This window comes from Marinomonas sp. GJ51-14, assembly GCF_055808695.1.
In genome coordinates, this window is record NZ_CM147879.1 from 809,477 (window position 1) to 831,789 (window position 22,313).

At 41.0% G+C, this 22,313-nt stretch carries 24 protein-coding genes and 1 tRNA gene; 3 read left to right on the top strand and 22 right to left on the bottom strand.

The window, feature by feature from the left end; all coding sequences use genetic code 11:
- Positions 1-86 precede the first annotated feature (86 nt).
- The 3 genes from AC0L3Y_RS03960 to AC0L3Y_RS03970 form a co-directional block, all read right to left on the bottom strand.
- Entirely contained in the window at positions 87-569 is a 483-nt protein-coding gene (locus tag AC0L3Y_RS03960) for a hypothetical protein (protein ID WP_473469061.1), read from the bottom strand.
- Positions 569-1,582, bottom strand: coding sequence for a response regulator (locus tag AC0L3Y_RS03965; protein ID WP_473469063.1), 1,014 nt, complete (start codon positions 1,580-1,582; stop codon positions 569-571). The genes AC0L3Y_RS03960 and AC0L3Y_RS03965 overlap by 1 nt, the downstream gene beginning before the upstream one ends.
- Before the next feature lie 158 nt (positions 1,583-1,740).
- A complete protein-coding gene (locus AC0L3Y_RS03970; RefSeq protein ID WP_473469066.1) occupies positions 1,741-2,925 on the bottom strand; it encodes a GAK system CofD-like protein in 1,185 nt (394 codons plus the stop codon).
- Positions 2,926-3,108: 183 nt separating this feature from the next.
- Between AC0L3Y_RS03970 and AC0L3Y_RS03975 the strand changes: the two genes are divergently transcribed.
- Entirely contained in the window at positions 3,109-4,017 is a 909-nt protein-coding gene (locus tag AC0L3Y_RS03975; protein ID WP_473469068.1) for a DUF808 domain-containing protein, read from the top strand.
- A 29-nt stretch (positions 4,018-4,046) separates the two neighbouring features.
- On the opposite strand, the gene AC0L3Y_RS03980 is transcribed toward AC0L3Y_RS03975, so the two are convergent.
- From AC0L3Y_RS03980 to AC0L3Y_RS04045, 14 genes are all read right to left on the bottom strand, one after another.
- Entirely contained in the window at positions 4,047-4,850 is an 804-nt protein-coding gene (locus AC0L3Y_RS03980) for an HAD-IIB family hydrolase (RefSeq protein WP_473469070.1), read from the bottom strand.
- A 7-nt stretch (positions 4,851-4,857) separates the two neighbouring features.
- Positions 4,858-5,616, bottom strand: a complete 759-nt coding sequence (locus AC0L3Y_RS03985; RefSeq protein ID WP_473469072.1) for a DeoR/GlpR family DNA-binding transcription regulator — start codon at positions 5,614-5,616, stop codon at positions 4,858-4,860.
- Positions 5,617-5,638: 22 nt separating this feature from the next.
- Positions 5,639-6,430 (bottom strand): glycerophosphoryl diester phosphodiesterase, encoded by a 792-nt coding sequence (locus AC0L3Y_RS03990; protein WP_473469074.1) that lies wholly within the window; start codon positions 6,428-6,430, stop codon positions 5,639-5,641.
- Between the two features lie 7 nt (positions 6,431-6,437).
- Positions 6,438-7,505 carry a sn-glycerol-3-phosphate ABC transporter ATP-binding protein UgpC gene (ugpC, locus tag AC0L3Y_RS03995; protein ID WP_473469076.1) on the bottom strand — a complete coding sequence of 356 codons (1,068 nt, stop codon included), beginning with the start codon at positions 7,503-7,505 and terminating at the stop codon, positions 6,438-6,440.
- Positions 7,506-7,507: 2 nt separating this feature from the next.
- Complete coding sequence (gene ugpE, locus AC0L3Y_RS04000) at positions 7,508-8,356, bottom strand: sn-glycerol-3-phosphate ABC transporter permease UgpE (protein ID WP_473469079.1); 849 nt, start codon at positions 8,354-8,356, stop codon at positions 7,508-7,510.
- A complete protein-coding gene (gene ugpA / locus AC0L3Y_RS04005; protein ID WP_473469081.1) occupies positions 8,353-9,231 on the bottom strand; it encodes a sn-glycerol-3-phosphate ABC transporter permease UgpA in 879 nt (292 codons plus the stop codon). The genes ugpE and ugpA overlap by 4 nt, the downstream gene beginning before the upstream one ends.
- A gap of 78 nt (positions 9,232-9,309) precedes the next feature.
- Entirely contained in the window at positions 9,310-10,611 is a 1,302-nt protein-coding gene (gene ugpB / locus AC0L3Y_RS04010) for a sn-glycerol-3-phosphate ABC transporter substrate-binding protein UgpB (protein ID WP_473469083.1), read from the bottom strand.
- A 305-nt stretch (positions 10,612-10,916) separates the two neighbouring features.
- Positions 10,917-11,264, bottom strand: coding sequence for an Hpt domain-containing protein (locus tag AC0L3Y_RS04015; RefSeq protein ID WP_473469085.1), 348 nt, complete (start codon positions 11,262-11,264; stop codon positions 10,917-10,919).
- Between the two features lie 33 nt (positions 11,265-11,297).
- Positions 11,298-12,023 carry a response regulator gene (locus AC0L3Y_RS04020; RefSeq protein ID WP_473469087.1) on the bottom strand — a complete coding sequence of 242 codons (726 nt, stop codon included), beginning with the start codon at positions 12,021-12,023 and terminating at the stop codon, positions 11,298-11,300.
- A 73-nt stretch (positions 12,024-12,096) separates the two neighbouring features.
- Complete coding sequence (locus tag AC0L3Y_RS04025) at positions 12,097-14,460, bottom strand: MASE1 domain-containing protein (RefSeq protein ID WP_473469089.1); 2,364 nt, start codon at positions 14,458-14,460, stop codon at positions 12,097-12,099.
- A gap of 561 nt (positions 14,461-15,021) precedes the next feature.
- A complete protein-coding gene (locus tag AC0L3Y_RS04030) occupies positions 15,022-15,309 on the bottom strand; it encodes a type II toxin-antitoxin system ParD family antitoxin (protein ID WP_473469092.1) in 288 nt (95 codons plus the stop codon).
- A complete protein-coding gene (locus AC0L3Y_RS04035) occupies positions 15,284-15,472 on the bottom strand; it encodes a type II toxin-antitoxin system RelE/ParE family toxin (protein WP_473469094.1) in 189 nt (62 codons plus the stop codon). Before AC0L3Y_RS04035 ends, AC0L3Y_RS04030 begins: the two co-directional genes overlap by 26 nt.
- A gap of 90 nt (positions 15,473-15,562) precedes the next feature.
- Positions 15,563-15,814: a type II toxin-antitoxin system ParD family antitoxin gene (locus AC0L3Y_RS04040; RefSeq protein WP_473469098.1), complete on the bottom strand. Its 252-nt coding sequence runs from the start codon at positions 15,812-15,814 to the stop codon at positions 15,563-15,565.
- A 477-nt stretch (positions 15,815-16,291) separates the two neighbouring features.
- Positions 16,292-16,367: transfer RNA gene (locus tag AC0L3Y_RS04045), tRNA-Phe, on the bottom strand.
- A gap of 121 nt (positions 16,368-16,488) precedes the next feature.
- Here AC0L3Y_RS04045 and trmL point away from each other — a divergent pair.
- Entirely contained in the window at positions 16,489-16,956 is a 468-nt protein-coding gene (trmL, locus tag AC0L3Y_RS04050; protein ID WP_473469101.1) for a tRNA (uridine(34)/cytosine(34)/5-carboxymethylaminomethyluridine(34)-2'-O)-methyltransferase TrmL, read from the top strand.
- 14 nt (positions 16,957-16,970) lie between these two features.
- Positions 16,971-18,074, top strand: a complete 1,104-nt coding sequence (locus tag AC0L3Y_RS04055) for an ion channel (protein ID WP_473469103.1) — start codon at positions 16,971-16,973, stop codon at positions 18,072-18,074.
- 132 nt (positions 18,075-18,206) lie between these two features.
- Here AC0L3Y_RS04055 and AC0L3Y_RS04060 read toward each other — a convergent pair whose 3' ends face one another.
- From AC0L3Y_RS04060 to proC, 5 genes are all read right to left on the bottom strand, one after another.
- Entirely contained in the window at positions 18,207-19,937 is a 1,731-nt protein-coding gene (locus AC0L3Y_RS04060; protein ID WP_473470582.1) for a potassium/proton antiporter, read from the bottom strand.
- An 18-nt stretch (positions 19,938-19,955) separates the two neighbouring features.
- A complete protein-coding gene (locus AC0L3Y_RS04065; protein WP_473469105.1) occupies positions 19,956-20,207 on the bottom strand; it encodes a YfhL family 4Fe-4S dicluster ferredoxin in 252 nt (83 codons plus the stop codon).
- 54 nt (positions 20,208-20,261) lie between these two features.
- Positions 20,262-20,747 (bottom strand): pantetheine-phosphate adenylyltransferase, encoded by a 486-nt coding sequence (gene coaD / locus AC0L3Y_RS04070; RefSeq protein WP_473469107.1) that lies wholly within the window; start codon positions 20,745-20,747, stop codon positions 20,262-20,264.
- Positions 20,748-20,919: 172 nt separating this feature from the next.
- A complete protein-coding gene (locus AC0L3Y_RS04075) occupies positions 20,920-21,462 on the bottom strand; it encodes a YggT family protein (RefSeq protein WP_473469109.1) in 543 nt (180 codons plus the stop codon).
- Positions 21,463-21,478: 16 nt separating this feature from the next.
- Positions 21,479-22,306, bottom strand: a complete 828-nt coding sequence (gene proC, locus AC0L3Y_RS04080; RefSeq protein WP_473469111.1) for a pyrroline-5-carboxylate reductase — start codon at positions 22,304-22,306, stop codon at positions 21,479-21,481.
- Positions 22,307-22,313 lie beyond the last annotated feature (7 nt).

Genomic DNA, 22,313 nt, shown 5'->3' on the forward strand with positions numbered 1-22,313 from the left:
AACCCAGCCTAAAAGACATCGACAAAAAAACGCTATCTGCCTTCCATCCAACTTTTTAATAAAAGGAGATGGAAGGCTTCACAAGCCTATTTAGATAAAGCCTTGCTCAAACGTTGTAATTTTTGGTTAGCAGCAGATAATGCCAATTTGTTAGTCGCAATGTCCGTTACATCATAAACCACCAAACAAATATGCTTAATAGAACCATCAGGGCTTGATATTGGGCGTATCGCTACATTCTGATACATCTTATTAGCAATACCAGTAATCGGACGATAGCTTTTAAATGGAAATAAATACGCACGTTGTTCCCAAGAAACAAAAATAGGCGTTTTTAATCCAAATACATTATCGAATTTTTGACGTAGCCAGCTTGTATCTAAACTGGGAAATAAGGTTAACAAGGACTGCTGTTTCGCAATTGATGAACTAACACCACTGTGGTTTTCCATAAAACTATTCCACAGTTGAACTTCGTACTTCGAATTTAATACCACTAGACCTACATCGATATGATGAAGCATATCGAACATCCAATGAAAATCCGCTAATCCTTCGCCATTATTCATTATTCATCCTCCACTAAAAACGACAACAAGTTCTCAAGTGTTGGCACAGAATCTTCTGTGAACAGCAGCATCAAGTCACAGCTAATCTGATAATTTTCCACTTCATAGACAATTTCAACAGCGAGCGTACGTCGCCATGTCGCTTTTTTAACATTAATTAAGTCAGCAATCTTGACATGCTGTCCCAACAAAGCTGGGTGACTGTGACTAAAATCGATATTGAGCTGTTTGCCAATAGCGGCCATAAAAGGGCCAACTAAAATAGAGGAAACATCCATTAAAAGTTCGGTTTCTAACTCTCTAGTGATTCTCTCAGTAACTCCAAGAAGTTTTGCCATATCAGGAAAACTCGAATCACTAAAGATTAATAAGGCTTCAAATGCGATACCGGACCCAACAAACCCTTGCGATACAGCTGAACAGCTATCTGCTTTCACGCTGTAATCAAGCGCCATTTGTAACTCGCTAACTTCTAGAATATTTACCGTGGGCACTGGCAATTTAACAAACACATTTAACATTTCAGCAAGGACACTGGCTGCACGCCCCATTGCGATGTTTGATATTTCTTGCAGGCATTCGTTAAGAGTAAATTGTTCTGCGGCTGAGCTTTGAGGAATCACTATTGAATTACCAGTGCTTCCAGCAACAAACAAACCTAATGAAATGAGTAAATCACGAAGATCTTTAGCTAACGCAGGTTTTTTATGAAATGCCATCGCGCCCATGTTTTTAACACGTTCAATCGCTTTGGGTTGTACATCACCAGACACAACAATAACAGCGGGGGATTGAGCAAAAGACTGCAAAGCCTCAAGCGTCTCATAGCCGTCTTTAATTGGCATATTCAGATCTAAAAACAACACATCAAAAACAGATGTCGATATTAAATCTAAGGCTTCTTGACCATTTTCAGCGTACTCGACATCAACATCCCAGTCTGTCGGCAATACTCGTGCTAATTGCTTTCTGGCAATTGCCGAATCATCACAAATAAGTACCCGTTTACTCATACTACTCCCTTTTCTTGTTGTAGTGGCCTAGCTTCCTACTATGCCACTTTAGCTATTGCTCCTAATAACGTATAAATGTTATTTCACGTACCACTTTTGTATCTGTGTTACTTAAAACATAGCAAATATTTTTCAGTTATCACTTTTCCTCGCTTAAATTAGGTAAAAGATAATAGTGCTTTTGTTACTAACCGCTCATCGTATTTATTTAATTTTGAAGTGATTAATGGCGTTCTAATGACTTCAATATTCAATTCTTTTAATTGCTTAACATCCACTTCACCGTAATCGTAACTACTATCAAGCAGTAAAAAATCCAATGCAGAATAGGCCTCTTGACCTTCTTTATCTACTTCGACGGCAGCTACCAACCTTCGTATTCTTTCCATTAAAGATAAACCCTGCTGTTCAGGATCAATCCCTAAATTAGGCAGATACACTTTAGGGTTTGAATTATTGCAAATTGCACGACCAACCCCTTCTGGCATTAGGTTAGCGAGAAGACTGCTATAAAAACTACCTGGCGGATAACAAATCAAATCCGCGCACTCTATCGCATCTTTACGGTCATCTGCAATATGTTGGTTAGTTAATTGCGTTCTACGTAATCCGCTATTAAGCCACATACGCTTGATTGGACTAGGTAATACAGTTGTTTCTTTACCAGTAATATTATGTTGCCCTAAAACGATGTCGCCATTGTCTAGTTCAACACCTAAATGCAAACTAGCATCCAATGTGGTTTTCACATCCCCCAAGGTTTTCACTAATCGAGAGAACAAAAAGACAATAGGGTCCAATTGCTGCTGATTATTCAAATAGCCACCAGCAATAATCAGATTCCCAATACTTGCGCCTCGTAAATCAAAATCATCATTGATACGCTGCTGAGTGACAGCGAGATGAGATTGAATTAACGCCTTCATCGGGTTAGGAATGCTTTCAATGAGTGGATGTTCACCTAATACAAGATGCTGCAATTGTGCTTTCAACTCAGCCGAGGTTTCATGTTGACTTAGACGATGAGTAAATAGGGCATACACTGCTGGCTGCCCCATAACAGTCTCATCTGCTAATGCCATTAAACGGCTACGTAGATCTCCCACTGCTGGAATATCAAATTCAGCACGTAAACGTGCAGAACTACCACCAGAATCAAAAGGCGTTACCAAATGAATAGAATGATGCGTGTATTCTTTAAACACTCGGCTGATTTTATTTAGCGCTGAGCCGCCACTAAAAAACAACACTTTTGGACCTTGTTCTGGCAAACTTTGATAACGATGCACACGAACAAGATCTGGCATCATCATGCGACGAAAAATACGCAGAGAACCGGCCATAAAAACCTCATTATTAAAAGTGACGGACAAATAAAACCAAAGAATGAAACACTTACATGCACCAAAACGAATCGACTTGATGTTATCTTCTAATGATACACAATGCTAAAATGAAAATCAGACTACGCAAAAAATAACACTCTTAATTTCAGCTTTTCCTTTAATTCACTAAAGAGAAACATTATGGCAATGACAGGTTTATTAGCATTATTAGATGACATTACTGTGTTATTGGATGATATTGCTGTTTTCTCAAAAGTTGCTGCAAAGAAAACTGCAGGGGTACTTGGTGATGATCTTGCACTCAATGCTGAACAAGTTTCCGGAGTAAAAGCAGATAGAGAACTCCCTGTTGTTTGGGCGGTCGCCAAAGGTTCCTTTCTAAACAAACTCATTCTTGTGCCTTTAGCCCTTGCCATCAGCGCTTTTATTCCTTGGTTAATTCAACCCTTATTAATGGCTGGCGGCTTGTATTTATGTTTTGAAGGAGTAGAAAAAGTTCTACATAGTTTTCAAAAAGACAAAGGCGACAAGCATGCTCTCACAAAAATAGTGAAAGAAGCGAAATCAGACACAGAAATGCTAGCACTAGAAAAAAACAAAATACGCGGTGCCATTCGAACTGACTTTGTACTCTCTGCCGAAATTATTGTCATCGCCCTCGGCACTGTTGCAGGTCTCGATTTGCTAACTCAAGCCATTGTGGTCAGCCTAATTGCCTTTATTGTTACTGTGGGTGTTTATCTATTAGTTGGGATGATCGTCCGTCTTGATGATATTGGTTTGCATTTACATCAATCCAGTAAAAAATCCATCCAAACCATCGGGTTTGGCATTCTAAAAAGCGCCCCGATGCTCATACGTTTACTTTCGATTGTCGGAACCATTGCTATGTTTTTGGTTGGCGGTGGAATCTTCGTTCATGGTTTACCTGCTTTACATCATGCTGCAGAACTAGCCATTTCAGGTGAGATAGCTAACTACCCAATTCTAGGCAGTTTAATTAACACTGGAATCAGTTTATTAGTCGGCTTATTGCTAGGTGGTATTGCTGTGGGAATAGCGTCCTTTTTACCAAAAAAACGCACATAAAAAAGAGTTATAAACTCTATAGCTAGGCTCTAGAAAGAACGCCTAGCCAAAATATAGTCAGCCAGTTCCGCAAAGCCTAAACCTCCCGGTTGAGAAGTTTGGTAGCGCGGACGGTGTGTCATAATCGACAAGTGTTCCGCTATGTTCGCTACCCCCACACTCAGAGGAAAACGTGCAAACATACTTTCATCGTTAGGTGCATCACCAACGTACAAGACTTGCTCTCGTTGCTCCAACTCACTTAAACCATAGACTTGACTTAAGACTCGCTGAGCCATTGAAAATTTATCATACCCTTCGGAGCAAACATTGATGTGTATTGAGCTAGCTTTCACATTTAAACCTAAAGCAGCAAGCTTAGACAAACATGCATTCTTTTCCTCAACTGCAGCAGGCTTTACATCTTGCGCATAGTCAATCGCCACATCAGTTAACCGATAAGATTGATCTCTGGCGAGTTTCAATCGAGGGAATTGCACTAACACCTTATTCACTTCACTCAATAAACGAGCTTGTTCAGCTCGCATAATTGATTCTTCACGCCAAAATTCATAAGTAAGGTGCTGGTCTAAGGTTTTTCCAATAAAGCAGGCACCACCTTCTGTAATCACACCATCAACGGGCAACGCTCTAGCAATCATGTCAGACCACCCAGCACAACCACCTGTGACGGGAATAACTTTAACTCCCTTTTCTTTTAATACAGTCAACGCCCGTAATGTTTCCACAGGCAATTGTCCTTGCCAAGTTAGGGTATCGTCGAAATCCGTTAAGATAAAACGTAAACCTTTACAGTCATCACTGACTAGCTGAGAAAGATCATGAATGGACATATTCATCCTATGAACAAAGTTGAATTTTGACACCTTGAGAGGTGAGTAAATGAGCTTGCGCTGGAGTCAGTAGATCACTAAAGAACCAATCAATAGCAGCAAAAGGATGAACCCGTGCCATAGCCTTGCGCCCCCATTTGTGTTGATCTACAACCAAAAGGCTGTGACGACTTTGTTCAACAATAACTCGACTCACAGCGGCTTCTTCTGGATCAAAATCCAATATTCCCTGCATTTCATCTATGCCACCACAGCCCAATACGCCATAGTCAAAATAGTATTGCCTCAAACCAGATAAGGTTTCTTCGCCAACCAAATCATGATGACGGTGTCGCAACTTGCCAGCCAAAACACGTACTCTAATATCTGGATAATTCCCTAAGATACCAGCCACAGTGAGATTATTAGTGAATACTTGCAAACGCTGATGAGAAACTAGCGCCTTGGCAACATATTCCACTGTGGTTCCAATACCTAAAAAGACTGACGCACCATCAGGAATCAACTCGGCAACGTGCGCAGCAATCGCTTCCTTTGCATCACTGTTTAAAAACTGTCGATTATCAAAAGATAAGTTTTCAGTACTCGATACAGGCGAAATTCCACCATGGGTTCGTCGTACAAGGTGACGTTCAGCCAATTGATTGATGTCTTTACGAATGGTTTGTGATGACACGTTAAAACGTGCCACCATCTCTTCTACTAATAAAGCATCTTCTTGCTGCACCCAGTTCAATATCTGGTTTTGCCGTTCATTTAAGCCCACAAAGGTGCCTTATCTCTATTCATTAAGGTGCTAATAAAAACGCAAATTTTGTTGGATCATCAGTAATAACAGCATCCATACCCCAAGCCCAATGAGATTCCACAGCTTGCGGATCATTCGCGGTATAACAAAGTAGTTTATAGCCCGCTGTCTTCACAGCTTGAGCTTGAACTTGCGTTAATCGAGAATAATCGCAGTTCAAACTGTAAGCCTTAATACTTTCAAGCTCTTCCAACCAATTGGCTGGAATATCTTCATACAACTGAGCCAAATGACGATCACTGTCGATCTCATAGCTCATCAGCAAAGCCCCGTGGTTAAAGCTGGAAATCATTAGCTTGTCATTATCTATCCAGTGAGTTTTCAACATTTCCATAACAGCTGGAACAATGGTTTCAACATCGGTACTGTCGTGTTTGATTTCAAGGTTTAAACCAAGACCTAGAGACTGAATACACTCTAATGCTTCTAAGAGTGTTGGTACTTTTTCACCAGCAAAATCAGCTGAAAATTTCGTGCCTGCATCCAACCCAATAACATAGCTTAGCTTTGCATCACGAGTCACACCTTGACCATTTGTACATCGCTCCAGTGTATCATCATGAAAAATAACGAGGGCACCTTCAGCAATCAAATACACATCAATTTCCACCCAAGTTGCACCCGCATCGGCCGCAGCACGAATCGACGACAAGGTATTCTCAGGTGCTAACAAGGCTGCGCCTCGGTGTCCCATTACTTTTGTATTCAACACTTTTTCACTAGTAACCTTTTCACCTGAAACATTCCCATCTAAAACATGGTCTTTTTGCATCTTGCTCTCACAGCCTTTGTTGAGTTATTTCGTCAAATAAATGCCAGTGTTTGACTGGTGCCTTTAACCATATGAGACTATTTAGCTCAGGCAAGTGCGGTCCAGACAAACGAACAACCATAGGAATGCCTTTTTTAGACTCTTCCTCTAATACACCATGTATCAGGGTCTCAGCGCCTAGAGATTCTACCGCTTGAATACGCAAAGCGAAATCAGCATTTTGCCCATCTGTCACTTCTAAATGTTCTGGACGAATTCCCCACACTACGCCACCACGGTGGTCATGAGGCAATGGCAAGGTTAATGAATCTGAAATTTTAACACCTTGTTCAACCAAATTCGCTGGAAGAAGATTCATCGAAGGGGAACCAATAAAAGACGCGACAAAAGGCGTTGCCGGTTTATTGTACAAATCCATTGGCGTGCCGATTTGTTCCGCATTACCTTTATTCAACACAACCAAACGGTCCGCCAAGGTCATGGCTTCGACCTGATCATGGGTAACGTACAAAGTTGTCGTACCTAATTTACGTTGCAGCTGTCGTATTTCCACACGCATCTGAACGCGTAATTTGGCATCAAGGTTAGACAAGGGTTCATCAAACAAGAAGACTTTTGGATCACGTACCATGGCACGCCCCATCGCCACACGCTGACGTTGACCGCCAGACAATTGACCTGGTTTGCGTTGTAACAAGTCGGTGAGTCCTAACATTTCGGCTACATCAGTGACTTTTTGCTCGATAATCTCTTTCGATACTTTGCGGTTCTTCAAACCATACGCCATGTTGTTGTAAACCGTCATATGCGGGTACAAAGCGTAGTTTTGAAATACCATCGCGATATCTCGCTCAGCAGGCTCTTTTTCATTCATACGTTCGCCACGAATACGTAGCTCGCCATCCGAAATACTTTCGAGTCCTGCTACCATGCGCAATAACGTTGATTTACCGCAGCCTGATGGACCAACCAAAACAATAAACTCACCTTCTTCAATAGATAGATCCACACTTGGAATTGCGTGATAACCATTGGGGTATGTTTTACCTATTTTTTCTAAAATAACATCCGTCATCACTACTTCTCCGAATCCACTAAACCTTTGACAAATAACTTCTGCATACCAATAACAACGGCAACAGGCGGCAACATAGCAAGTAAGGTGGTCGCCATAATTTGGTTCCACGCAATATCACCATCTGTAACAGATAACATTCGTTTAATACTCATAACTAGGGTGTAATAAGCATCATCCGTGGTAATCAACAAAGGCCATAAATATTGATTCCAACCATAAATAAACAAGATCACAAACAGCGCTGCGATATTTGTACGCGATAACGGCAACAAAATATCAAAGAAAAAACGAAACGGCCCAGCGCCATCAATTCGTGCCGCCTCTACCAACTCTCCTGGAATGCTCAAGAAGCACTGACGAAACAAAAAAGTTGCTGTTGCACTGGCAATCAAAGGCAGAGTCAAACCGGTATAACTGTTTAACAAGTTAAGATTTGCCACCACCTCATAAGTCGGCACGATACGAACCTCAACAGGTAGCATCAGTGTCATGAAGATGATCCAAAAACACAGATTCCGAAAAGGAAAGCGGAAGAACACAATCGCATAAGCAGACAACAATGAAATGGCGATTTTTCCGAACGTAATCCCCAATGCCATCACCAAAGAGTTCAACATCATGAAAAATACGGGCGTATCAATACCGTTACCAGCTTTCTCAAGTAACACAGTTTTCCACGTATCCACACCGGCATCACCAAACCACAATGGAATGTGACCAACACCAAAAGCAGACGCCGGATGAGTTGAAGCAACAAGCGCCATCCACACTGGCAACGCCACTAAAGCGATGCCTAATAATAAAGTTGCGTGGCTAACAAAAGTTAACCAAGGGCGATTTTCTATCATGAGTACTGCACCTTGCGCTCAATGAAACGGAACTGAATAACTGTCATAAGACCAACAATACCCATCAGCACAACAGACTGAGCCGCAGAGCCACCAAGATCTAAACCGACAAAACCATCTTCAAATACCTTATAAACTAAAGTATTTGTACTCTGGCCTGGACCACCCTTCGTGGTTGCATCAATTACACCGAAGGTTTCAAAGAAGGCATAAACTAAATTCACCACGAGTAAAAAGAAAGTCGTCGGTGACAAAAGTGGAAATACGATCGTCCAGAAGCGTTTAAATGGGCTAGCTCCATCAATCGAAGCCGCTTCAATCAGTGAACGAGGTACAGCTTGCAAGCCAGCAAGAAAGAATAAAAAGTTATAACTAATCTGCTTCCACGTAGAAGCAATCACCACCAGTATCATGGCTTGATTACCATTAAGGTAATGATTCCACTCCACACCTGATGACTCTAGCCACAGGGCAATCGGCCCCATACTTGGATCAAATAAAATCCACCAAAGCACACCAGCCAACGCAGGCGCAACAGCGTAAGGCCAAATCAACAAGGTTTGATACGCTAACTTTCCGCGAATAACTCGATCTGCCATGACAGCCAATAATAACGCGACAGACATACCTAAAATGGCAACAGAAAAACTGAAAAGCAATGTGGTTAGCATCGATTGGTAATATAGAGGATCAGTAAACAAATCGATAAAATTTTCAAAACCAATAAACTCTCGGCTTAAACCAAATGCGTCTTCTTGATAAAACGCTTGCTCTAATGCTTGCTCTGCAGGCCAAAGGAAAAAAATCGCCGTCACCAATAGCTGAGGCAAGAGCAATAACCAAGGAAGGCCTTTTTGGGGGAAGGTAACCGTCATAGAAATATCCAAACAAAAAAACGAAAGAACACCTAAAAAAATCGCCCTTATGTACAAACATAAGGGCGACCGTTTTATTTAGTCGTTTGCTCTTTCAAACTTACGAAGAAGTGCATTACCACGTTTAACCGCAGTATCAAGAGCTGTTTGAGCGTCAACCTTACCACTCCATACAGACTCAAGCTCTTCATCAATTACGCCACGAATTTGAACAAAGTTACCTAAACGTAACCCTTTCGTATTTGCTGTTGGTGTACCTGTTGTCATCTGAGTAACACCCGTTTCTGTACCAGGATTGGCAGCATAGAAACCTTCACCTTTCGTTAAGCTATAAGCCGCTTTGGTAATTGGCAAGTAGCCTGAAAATTGGTGCCAATCAGCTTGAACAGAAGCTCGAGATAAGAAACTTAGAAAAGAAGCCACTCCTTTGTATTCTTCTTTTGAATGACCTTGAAGAACCCATAAAGACGCGCCACCAATAATGGTATTAGAAGGCTGTTTAACTTTACCCTCCCAATAAGGAAGCTCAGTCACACCAAAATCAAACTTAGCATTACGTTTGATGCCTGCATAACCAGCAGACGATTCAGTAAACATGGCACACTCTTCACTATAGAATTTAGCGGCACCATCGTTTGTACGGCCAGAATAACTAAATATGCCATTTTTTTGCCATTCACCCATTTTCTTAACATGAGCAACTTGCAGTGGACCATTGAAAGTTAATTCTGTTTTCAAACCGCCAAAGCCGTTATCCAAAGACGCGAATGGTACGTTGTGACGAGAGCTAAGGTTTTCTAGATGAACCCAAGATTGCCAAGCTGTTGTAAAACCACAAGACACACCTGATTGTTGTAATTTTTTCGCAGTCGTTTCTACTTCTTGCCACGTTTTAGGGGCTTGAGTAATACCTGCTTTTTTGAACAAATCTTTGTTGTAGTACAAGACTGGTGTTGAACTGTTAAATGGCATAGAAAGCATTTTGCCTTCACTACTTGTGTAGTAACCTGTGACAGCACTTAGATAAGTACTTTCATCGAAAGGCTGACCAGATTCACGCATTAATTGGTGTACTGGATAGATAGCGCCTTTCGCTGCCATCATACTCGCCGTACCCACTTCGAATACTTGAACAATAGCAGGTTGTTGTTTCGCTCGGAATGCCGCAATTGCCGATGTCATGGTTTCAGTGTAATTCCCTTTATAAACAGGCTTTACAACATAAGCATCTTGGGAATCATTAAAGCTTTGAGCGATTTCATTTACTTTTTCGCCATTGGCCCCACCCATTGCGTGCCACCATTCAACTTCTGTCGCTGCGAACGCTGAGCTCGCAAGAGACATACCAACAACAACTGACGCTAACTTAAATTTATGCATTTCTGTGTTCCTCACAATGAGTTTTTATTAGAAAAGAAAGAACGACTATAAACAGCAAATGTTTCAATTTGATGATAGTTAGGTTTCATTTGAAATACAATTATTTTCAAATGAAAGTTTTTTATTAAAAATAATACAAATATGAAACGAAAGGAGAAGAATCACGCTCAGAAATGAAAAACGATGTAAAAAAACGAATGAACTTGTGGCAACTCAAAAGAGAAAATAAGACAGGAAAAAAATCAAAAAAAGCCACTAAAGGCTTTAGCCTAATAGAAAAATAAAGCGAAATAAAAGCAATCGTTTTAAGCTAATACCTCTTGATTAAGAGCAATCACTAACTTATCAAATTCAACAGTAAGAGAGGTAAGGCGTGCAGTTAATCTATCAAAATCATGCACTTTCACTAGCGCTTCAACTTCCGTAATAAGCTGACAAAAGCGATAACCAGATACTTCCAAACTAGCGCCTTTCAATCGATGTGCAACAATCGCAAGGTTAACCCAGTCATGAGACGCCAAATGCACTTGTAGGCATTCATACAATTCTGTCGCTTCCATAATAAACTCACCAGCAACCAGAACCATCAAATCATGGTTACGAGCAAGACGGGTCTCATAATCTGCGCCATTAAATACTTCTTGTTCAAACATGGTAAAAGAACTCCTTTCTATCCAACAACCATATTAAGAGAGCCATTTCATTAAAATGGCAACTAGCTTATCTTGTGACACAGGTTTTGCAATATGATCATTCATACCAGCAGAGAAACATTCATCCTCATCGCCTGTCATTGCATTAGCGCTTAACGCAACAATAGGAACATCTTGTGCTGTTTGGCCTTCTATTAATTGTCGAATTTTTCTGGTGGCTTCATAACCGTCCATAATAGGCATCTGACAATCCATGAAAATCAAGTCGAACTTAGTAGACATGGCTTGTTCAACGGCCTTTTGGCCATTCTCGGCAACAACAACTTCTACTCCGTATAAGCTCAACAACCCACGAGCCACAATTTGATTCGTTAAATTATCTTCTGCTAACAGCACTTTTGCCTTAAATACAGGTCGGCCCTCAGCCGTCATTTCAACTTCCTTTAGCACCATACTAGGAGCTCCTAAATATAAGGGGTTTAGATTATCCAATACATCCACTAATGATTTACTAAATATAGGCTTAATTAGAGATGCATCATACCCCTCTAGATTAAAATTTATATTTGAATGCTCATGCAGAAATACTTGAGACAGTTCTTTTTCTTTACAGAGCGCTTTCAACTTAAAAATATCAGAAGAGTCAGCATGCCTTAGAGCTTGTGAATCCAACAAAACACAATGACCACTCCATAGACTCTCTGATAAAGCATCATTGAGACTCTCATAAGAATCGTATTTGACGTTTAATGAAGCCAATAAATCTTCTAAATACTTCCGTCCCGTGTTGTTTTGATAAATTAAAATGACACTAGCATCATAATTGAGTGCTTCAACCTTTTCGGAATCCCCCCAGATCAAGCGGAATATTAAAGGTAAAAGTAGACCCCTCACCCTCTACGGAGATTAAGTTGATACTCCCCTCCATTGCCTCTATCATTTCCTTGCTGATCGCTAAACCAAGACCCGTTCCACCAAATCGTCGTGTTGTTGAACCGTCAGCCTGCTTAAAACGTCGAAATAAGTGCCTTTGATCTTCTTCAGAAACCCCAATACCAGTATCAACAATAGCAATACGTAAAATAATTGATTCATCTGATAAAGGATCAACCTCAAGATATAATGACACCTCGCCTTTTTCTGTGAACTTAACAGCGTTACCAACAAGATTAACCAAAACTTGCTTAATACGCAGACGATCCCCACGTAAATTCAATTCAGGAATAACAGTAGCGGGCACATTTAGCGTAACCCCTTTTTCTTCAGCTTTGAGAGTAAATACACTTGCTACGTCTTCAATAAGATCACTCAGTTCAAAGACTTCTTTCTCTAATATTAAATTACCCATCTCAATTTTAGACAAATCGAGAATATCGTTAACAATATCCAATAAAGATTCAGCACTCCGCTGAGACAGTTTTGCCAAGCTCATCTGCTCATCTTGCAGCTTGGTACTCATTAATAAAGATAAACAACCAATTACCCCATTTAACGGCGTGCGAATTTCATGGCTCATGTTAGCCAGAAACTCACTTTTTGCATGATTTGCTTCTTCCGCTTCGTTTTTCGCCTTACTTTGTTCTAGCTCAGATTTTTTTAAAGATTCGTTCGCTAACTGTAAATCTTGCGTTCTTAATCTAACTTTATTCTCAACCTCTGCGGCATAGCCACCCACTATTAATAAGAACCAGCCAAACAATCCTGAAATAAGAAAACCACAAGCTAAAATGAAATGAACAATCCAAGGCTGTTTAAAAAAGTAACTGTCACTGGTTTGAAACAGGTGCCATGACTTGCCACCAACATCAATATCGAAACCAACAGCATGATTGAACTCATTAGCCCCATAGCGCGTAATAAGTTCATCTATGGACAAACTTGCTGACTCACTTTTTGTTACTAGGATAGGCTGACCGGTCTCATTCATATCAACCAAATACAGTTCAGTATTTGGCAACAATCCCTGCTCAACAATCAAATGTGTCAATTCATCAATCTCAATAACGGCCGTTGCTACACCTAAAAATTCATCCGTTGTTTGATCGAAAAAAGGTAAAAAAAGTAATACCCCATCTGACCGCTGAATAAGCCTAATGGGCGTTGTAGGATATACATCTCTCAGCGAAATCGCTTGATCAAGAGCAAGCTGTCGATCAGATTGAGAATAGATATCGTAACCAAGAACGGCTCGGTTACGGCTAACGGGTGAAATAAAGGTAACAACTATGTGCTTATCTCTTAGCGTTACAGGAACAAGCTCCCCTTCCGTATTTCTTTCTTTTACCTTAAAAATAAAATCTGAATGAGTTTTTTGAATGTCCTTTTCAAAAGCAGCAATGTCCTTACCAGACACTTTAAAGTTTAACGATACGCCACGAATTGAGTCGTCCCTTTGCATCACACTACTTGCAAATGATTCAAACTCATTGGCTTCAAGATGCTCACTGCCTCTCATCAAACCTACAAAACTGTACAAAATATCCACCGTATTTTTAATACGATTATTGAGCAGCACCTCAAGCAACTCAGCGTTAGCTCTAAACTCCTTAGTCTGTTTATTCCATTCAGAATAGCTCGCGCCAAGAGATAAAACGGATGTCAGCACCAACACAAACAAAAAACCGCCCAACAAACGCAGAGGGTGTTCAAAATGGTTATCAAAATAACGAGGGAAGCAGATAGCCAGGAAAGGCACAAAGATCAACACACCAATGATATTTCCCACCCACCAAATCAACCAATTAGTTAACAAAGCACCTTCGTCAATCACTCCCAAATACAATAGAGCACCAGCACCAACACTCGCACCTATCATGGTCGATAAAACCGCCACCATGAAAACAAAACGCGACACCAAACGGATTCGATGAAAACGAAAGGGAACACCAATAAAACGATGCACTAAATAAGCGCCAATACAGGCTTGCAGTGTAGAGCCGACAGCGATAAGAAAAGGTAACAGAAAAGCAATGGCATCATGATTTACCCAAGTTCCTCCCATATTGACCAAAAAGGAACCCAGCAGCACACCAAATGGAGCAAATCGAGGAAAAAACATCACTGCGGCAACAGCAAGGCCAGAAGCGGGCCAAATAATGGAGGAATAACCTGGAGAGATTGCGACCGACAACCCCGCCACCCCGAGCAAGAAATACCCAAGTGCAGTTAACAATACCACAGTGACTGCCTTCATCATCTTCACTTACTCCTTTAAATAGACTTTAAAGAATAACGAAAGTAGAGAACATGAAGCGTTGATTAATAGTTACGTTATGTAGTGATTATGTACATGAAATGTACAAATGGAACCGATACCTTACAACATCACAAAAAAGAGCGCCTTAACATATTGATAGTCACTTTTTGTTTACAACTTTATTGTCTAATCAGATAAGGATATTCGGTGAAATAAAGTAAATTCAGGCAACAGCTAGAAAAAATGGGAGTGAAAATTAAACAAGGGGGGATTTTAGCCTGATATGTGATGATGGATATCCATTGCTTCATGCAAAAGCGCACAATCAAAATATCGGTTTGTTTCTGACGCTAAAAGAGGGTGTGATGTTTATGTTCAAAACAGCAACAACCTACTTCTATTTCATGAGAAGCGCGGCCAATATTAGGCGAGCCCGCCAGTATGTTTACAGCTAACTCAAGCTCTAAATCATAAGTATCAGCTTGTTTCTCTCCCTATTTTTGAGCGGTATAAAGATAAATACCAATGAGGTCTTGTTCGGCAAGCGTTGGATAGATGTAGTTATTGGGCATTTACCTTGGCGATGATTTGTGCATGCGTGAGACCACTCTCACCGCTGTCCTCTCCGGCTTGCAAAGCTTGGCGTAAAGTCTCCAGTTTAGTCTGATATTCCGCCTCTTGTTCTTCCAAAAGACGAAGAACTGCACGCACCGCTTCACTTGCATTGCGATAACGCCCCGTTGCCTTTAAATCCGATAGAAAACTCGTGAAATGTTCATCAAAATCAACACAGATTGTTGGCATTACTACCTCTATATTAACGTTAAACCATTTTATGGCGGCTAACATCCATGCGCTCATGCAAAACGCGAATGATGTCTAATTGTGTCTCAGTGACCTGATACAAAATGATGTGGTGTTTAAAGAAATAGAGTCGTATGCCTTTTTGAATAAAGTCTGCTGCTCGGCCTAACTGCGGTGCACCAGCAAGCTTGTCATACGTTGAAGCCATTCCTTTGAGATAACTGAAATCCCCCATGCTTCAAACGTGTACTGCCAAATACCCAACATATCCTGACGAGCAAGGGGACGAATAAAAACCTTAAGCATCAAGACCCGCGCGTCCTTTCGCCTCTGCGAGGATACTATTCACGTCAAACGCCTCAGGCTCACCACTTTCTAACCCAGCCGTTACCGCAGCACGTAATGAGCCTAATTTAGCCTCATAAACTTCATCTTGCTGCATTTTGATACGCAAAGCCTCGCGGATAACTTCACTGGCATTGTTGTACATGCCCGTATCAAGCTGTTGCTTTATATAGTCTTCAAAAACCGAACTTAAATTAACATTCATCACCTTCTCCTCTCGCCATAGCTCTCTTACCATGGTAAATGAGATTGTCAATTTTGGACATATTTAGCATAACAGCATCCAATCGCCGTACGATTGATCATGAGATATCGGGGAACAAGAAAGCAGCTACATGAATGACACACTGGTTAACCTGCCTTTTGACCTATCCCCTATTGAGTGAGCAGGTAAAGCATTTCCCCAGATTACCTCGATACAAAAACCAAAAAACCACCGCCCAAATGCAACAAAATCAAATAGTTAAACTTTTGTTCACCTAACCCATTTAAAAAGAAGAAGGAAAATACAGCAATTACAAAAAACCAGAAGAGAAAAAAGAAAAGACAAAAACACAGACAAACCACAAAATAGAAATAAAAAACATATAAATCAAAATCTTATATGGTTTTAAAAATAAAACCTCCACAAACTCCAGACATAAAAAAAGCCCGCTTATAAAAAGCGAGCTTTCTTTAATCATGGTGCCCAGAGACGGAATCGAACCGCCGACACGAGGATTTTCAATCCTCTGCTCTACCGACTGAGCTATCTGGGCAAGTGGGGCGTATTATAGAGAAACCGTTTTTCTGGTCAACTGTTTTTTTGAAAAAAAATTAAAAACTTAGTTTCTTCTACTCCTCTGCTATTATCTCTCTAATATCAAGGAGATAAAACTAATGCTTCATATTGTACTTTACCAACCAGAGATTCCACCGAACACGGGTAACGTAATTCGCCTGTGTGCCAACACAGGTTATCAATTACATTTAATCGAACCTTTTGGTTTTGATCTAGATGATAAAAAACTACGCCGAGCTGGACTAGATTATCACGAGTTTACTCGCTTAAAACGCTATCCTGATTTTCAGGCTTTTGTTGATCAAAACGACATAGGCACTATTTATGCGCTAACAACTAAAGGCAGCCGAATCCATAGCGAAGCCAGTTTTGTAGCAAATGATGTGTTGGTTTTTGGCCCTGAAACTCGTGGCTTGCCTGCTGAGTTCATTGAGGCCTTACCACTTCCTCAAAGACTGCGTTTACCTATGCAGGCAAATTCGCGTAGCTTGAACCTCTCGAATACCGTCGCTGTGATGGTTTATGAATCATGGCGTCAGCTTGACTACGCTATGCCAGCCGAATAATACACTGAGGTAAAATGGACGCTCTTAGACTGCTCTTAAAACGAAAAAACAGCCGTCGAAGGTTTCGTGACAAAGTACATTTGCATGAGTCTAGTGATTTAAGAAAACGCCTTATTTTGTTAGCAGGTGTCATTGGCTTACACAGTTTAACCATGGTGTTTTTCGAGGATCTAAACTGGTGGCAAGCCTTTTGGCTAACCATGACATCAGCAAGCACAACAGGTTATGGCGATATCTCAGCAGTTACTTTTTGGGGGCAACTCTCAACCATTGTCTTAATTTATGGCATGGGAATAACCTTACTCGCGCAAATGGCCAGTGACTATGTCGAACTCAGAATGGTCAAAAAAGAAATGCGCGTTAAAGGCTTTATAAGGTGGAATGAAATGCAAAACCATATATTGATTATCAACACACCAAAATACGACGCTGAGCGCTATTTAGGTCTCTTGGTTAGTCAGATTACACAAACGCCTGAATTTGCCGATACTCCAATTCAAATCTTAACAACGGCGTTTCCCGAAGGACTGCCGTTGGATCTAAGAGCACAAGGTGTGGTTCATCATACAGGTGATGCATTAGAAGATGGTATGTTGTTGTCCGCGGGAACAGATAAAGCTAAGTACATCATTGTTTTATCTTCTGATGCACAAGACAGTCATAGTGACAGCTTAACCTTTGATATTTTGCATCGTATTCAAGCGTTAAACTCGTCAGCATTTATTATGGCGGAAGCCATTAATGATTCGAATCGACCTCGATTCAAAAATGCAGGCGCAAATGCAGTTATTAGACCCGTCAGAGCTTATCCAGAAATGCTGGTACGCTCATTAATGGCGCCAGGAACAGAACAAGTACTGGAAGATCTATTTCGCCATCAAGGCGATCATACGATTCGTTTGAATGTTCGACTTTCTAATGTCACTTGGGCAAGGGTAGTTACCACCTTAATTCAAAAAGACATTGGGACAGCATTAGGCTATGTACAAACCAATGGTGAGGTAGTGACGCATCCTCAAACCAATGATGTCATCAATGCAGCAGGGCTAATTGTGTTAATCAATGATGATCAAGTCATTCCACCCTTGGGTGAGATTGGAAAGTTATTTGATGACTAACAGCAAGTTTAAATAAAAATGGTGGGGCTTAATGCTTAATGCTTAATGCTTAATGCTTAATGCTTAATGCTTAATGCTTAATGCTTAATGCTTAATGCTTAATGCTTAATGCTTAATGCTTAATGCTTAATGTTACTTACTCTGTAATTTAAGCCCTATCATTTCAATTTGATTACCTTTCATCTCTCGAATGGTAAGACGGAGATTACCAAAACGAGCTCTATCGCCAACCACCAAACCTTTACCAAGCTGTTGTTGCAACAGCTCTGCGGCTGTATCACCTTCGTTAATACCCTCTATCGAAACACCATAGACTTTAGCCAAATCTAATAAAGAAGCATCACCACGAATCGCGAACTCACCAAAGAAGTTCTGTAAGAAGAAGGATCCTGATGTTTGTTGAGAGAAAATAACGGCTACGTCGTTCACATCCTCTGGGTGCAATAGCATCCAGATGCGATCTCCAGCCTTCAGAGCTGTTTCTGTATTCACCACAATAGGTTGTTGATCTCGTACTAAAGCGACCAACTGAGGCGTTGAGACAGTTTCACTTGGTATATTTTGAACAATCGCAGCAGGAATACGTACAGACTCAGCTTGAACTAAGAATTCATACAGTTCTAACGAATGATGAGAACTAACATCGTCAATCAAAGAGAAGCGAGTTGTCGGTGCTGGCGCTGGAGGCACGACCACTTTTAACCAACGGGCCATCCAAGGAACAGTCGAACCTTGTAATAACAGGGAAATCAGTACAACAGTGAAAGTAATTTCAAATAGTAGTTCGGAATTTGAGAGACCAGCAATAACAGGATAAAGCGCCAAGACAATGGGCACAGCACCACGCAATCCAACCCAACTAATATAAAAACGTTCTGGCCAACGAAAATCAAATGGCAATAAACAAATCATCACAGCAACAGGGCGTGCGATAAAAATCAAGAAAGCAGCAATCGCAACAGCTTCAAAGCCATGAATCAGCAAGCTAGATGGTGTCACCAAAAGCCCTAGCAAGAGGAACATTCCGGCCTGAGCCAACCAAGCCAAGCCGTCCATAACTTGAGAAATAGATTCAAGCTGTTTGATACGACCATTACCAACAGTCAAACCAACTAGGTAGACCGCTAGAAAACCACTGCCACCAATAATATTAACGCCGGAAAATACAGCAAGGCCAAAAGAAATAATCAGTAAGGCATACAAGCCTTCCACTAAAGGTACTTTACGCAATACCAGTAACAGTAGTTTTCCACCTAAAACACCAGCCACACCACCAATGGCAAATTGCTGAAGCATTTGCCCTAAAAATGCCCAAACACCTAAATGATCATTACTTTGCAACAGTCCTGTCAGCATCACCACCAACAAGATAGCCATCGGGTCATTGGCTCCAGACTCTATCTCTAACGTACCGCCAACACGCTCATTCAGACTAACACCACTATTGCGAAGCAAATTAAATACAGCGGCGGCATCAGTCGAGCCAACAATAGCCCCTAGTAATAAACCATAGATAAGTTGCACATCAAGCAACCAAGCGGCAAATGAGCCAACAGCAGCTGTAGTGAGAACAACACCAAGAGTTGCTAGAGAGAAAGAAGGCCATAAAGCCACTCGAAAAGTACTGGTTTTGGTGCGCATGCCACCATCTAATAAGATGACAGCAAGAGCAAGATTACCAACAAAAAAAGCAAGATTTGGGTTGTCAAAAGCCAGTCGGCCAATCCCCTCTTCACCTGCTAACATCCCCATTCCGAGGAAAACAAGTAACAAGGGTAGACCAACACGTATCGTTAAAGAGCTGGCTAAAATACTGACAAGCAGCAAAATACCAGCTAAAAATATAAATCCATTTGTATCGATAGTTGTAACAACCTTTGACTAAAGTTGACCGGTAAGCGTTAAGTACTTTTCCATCAGTTGCTCTTCACTTTCTTTGTGATTAGGGTCCAATGGTATGCAATCTACTGGACAAACCTGTTGGCACTGAGGTTCATCAAAATGGCCGATGCACTCTGTACATTTTGACGGCTCAATCACATAAATTTCATCACCCTGAGAGATGGCTTCATTTGGGCACTCAGGTTCACAAACATCACAGTTTATACATTCATCAGTAATGATAAGAGACATTATTCTCTCCTAAAAAACACTTCATGTTTCCACAGCATATCCAGATAACAACTATTATGCTGTCTGATAATGCTCTTGCAGAATACGTTTTACTTCTGGGTTAACAAATTGCCCAAAATCACCATTCAAAGACGCAATTTCTCTTACTAATGTTGACGATATGTAAGAGTGCTTTTCAGAAGGTGTTAAAAAGATACTTTCTACATCAGGCGCAATGGCACGGTTCATGTTTGCTAACTGAAATTCATATTCAAAATCAGAAACAGCACGTAATCCACGAATTACGACCTTGCCACTCACTGAACGAGTAAACTCCGTAAGTAGGTTATCAAAACCAACCACTTCAACGTTCGGTAAATGTCCTAATACTTTTTTAGCTAATGAAATACGCATTTCATGAGTTAGTACAGGGCGTTTCTTTGGGCTTGCTGCAACGGCAACAATAACCTTTTCGAACAACTTTGATGCGCGCTCCACCAAATCCGTATGGCCGTTTGTAATCGGGTCAAATGTCCCCGGATAAACCGCAATCGTACTCATAGCTTTCATCCAACATTAAATAAGGGAGAAGGAGTTGGGGTAGCTGACGACCTAGTTGTCCGCTGTAGTTCCCAATTAGGGGTCGCATCATATAGGAATATGACCCCGTTCTCAATTCACTGAGTAACTTAAGATTTTTAACCTTCTTAATGACTCTGAATATTTTGCGATATTAAATACTGTAAGGGCCCAATATTTGTTTTAAAAAAGAAATCGCAAGGAAGATAAAAATAGGCGATAAATCCAATCCACCTAAAGGCGGAATCACACGCTGACACACGCGATACAAAGGCTCAGTAATCTGTCCAACCAACATGGCTCCCGGATGATTCGCACCAGGTGCCACCCAACTTAATATGACAGAAATTAGCATGGCCCAGAAATACAAATCTAGCAAATGATAGAAGGTTCCTGCAACCGTATATATGGTGTAACCAACAGCAGATAGTGTCGCTCCCTTCATCAAAACAATGACGAAAACAGTTAACAATTGCACTGCCAACGCCAATACAAGAGAAGCGGTATCAATACGGCCAATCGCTGGAATAATTTTCCGTAAAGGCAGCACTAAAGGGCTTGTCGCCTTTACAACACCTTGGCTTATTGGGTTATAAAAGTCAGCTCGAGTGAGTTGAAGCACTAAACGCAATAAAACAATAAATAAGTATAGGTTCAAAACAACCTTTACTAACGTAACAAATGGATCGGCATTCATGCTAGGTATTCCTTAATCAGTCATTCTTGACAGAGAAGTTTTCTGTCATTTCTTTTGATCGATTGACACATGCAATCATTGCATCAGCAACCACTTTATCAATGTCGGATGCCTCAAGAGATAACAAAGCCTGCTCTGTTGTCCCATTTGGCGAGGTAATATTTTTACGCAGTTGAGAAATTGGCTCATCTAATTCAATGACCATTCTTGCCGCACCCAGCATTGTGTAGCTGGCTAATTCTCTGCTTGTTTTTTCATCCAACCCCTGAGCTTTACCATTACTAATCATGGCTTCTAAGAAGCGGAAAAAATAAGCAGGAGCGCTGCCTGATAAGCTAGTCACTGTATGCATATGAGCCTCATCTTTCACCCATACTGAGTTGCCAATACTAGAGAACAACTTACTAACCAAGGCTTTTTGTTCTTCCGAGGTATGTTCATTAGCGATTAACCCTGTCATACCGGCACCTAACTGTGAAGGTGTATTTGGCATACTTCTTACGACAGCAACAGGTTTCCCTAGCCAGAATGCGAGCGCATCTAGTTCAATACCTGCTGCAACCGAGATAAACATTTGATCATCTCGTACTTGGGCTGAAAACTCTTCGACTACCGCTTGCATTTGAGCTGGTTTAACGCATAACACAACCACGTCAGCTTGCTCTATGGCTAAATCATTATCTGCTAACATAGAGATGCCATATTGGTCGTGATAATACTCACGCTTTTCTGGTGTTCTCGACGTTCCTATAATTTTCTCCGCAGGATAACCACTAGCTAGCATGCCACTAAAAATAGCTCTCGCCATATTTCCCACGCCAATAAAAGCAATACTCGGTGTCATTTCATAT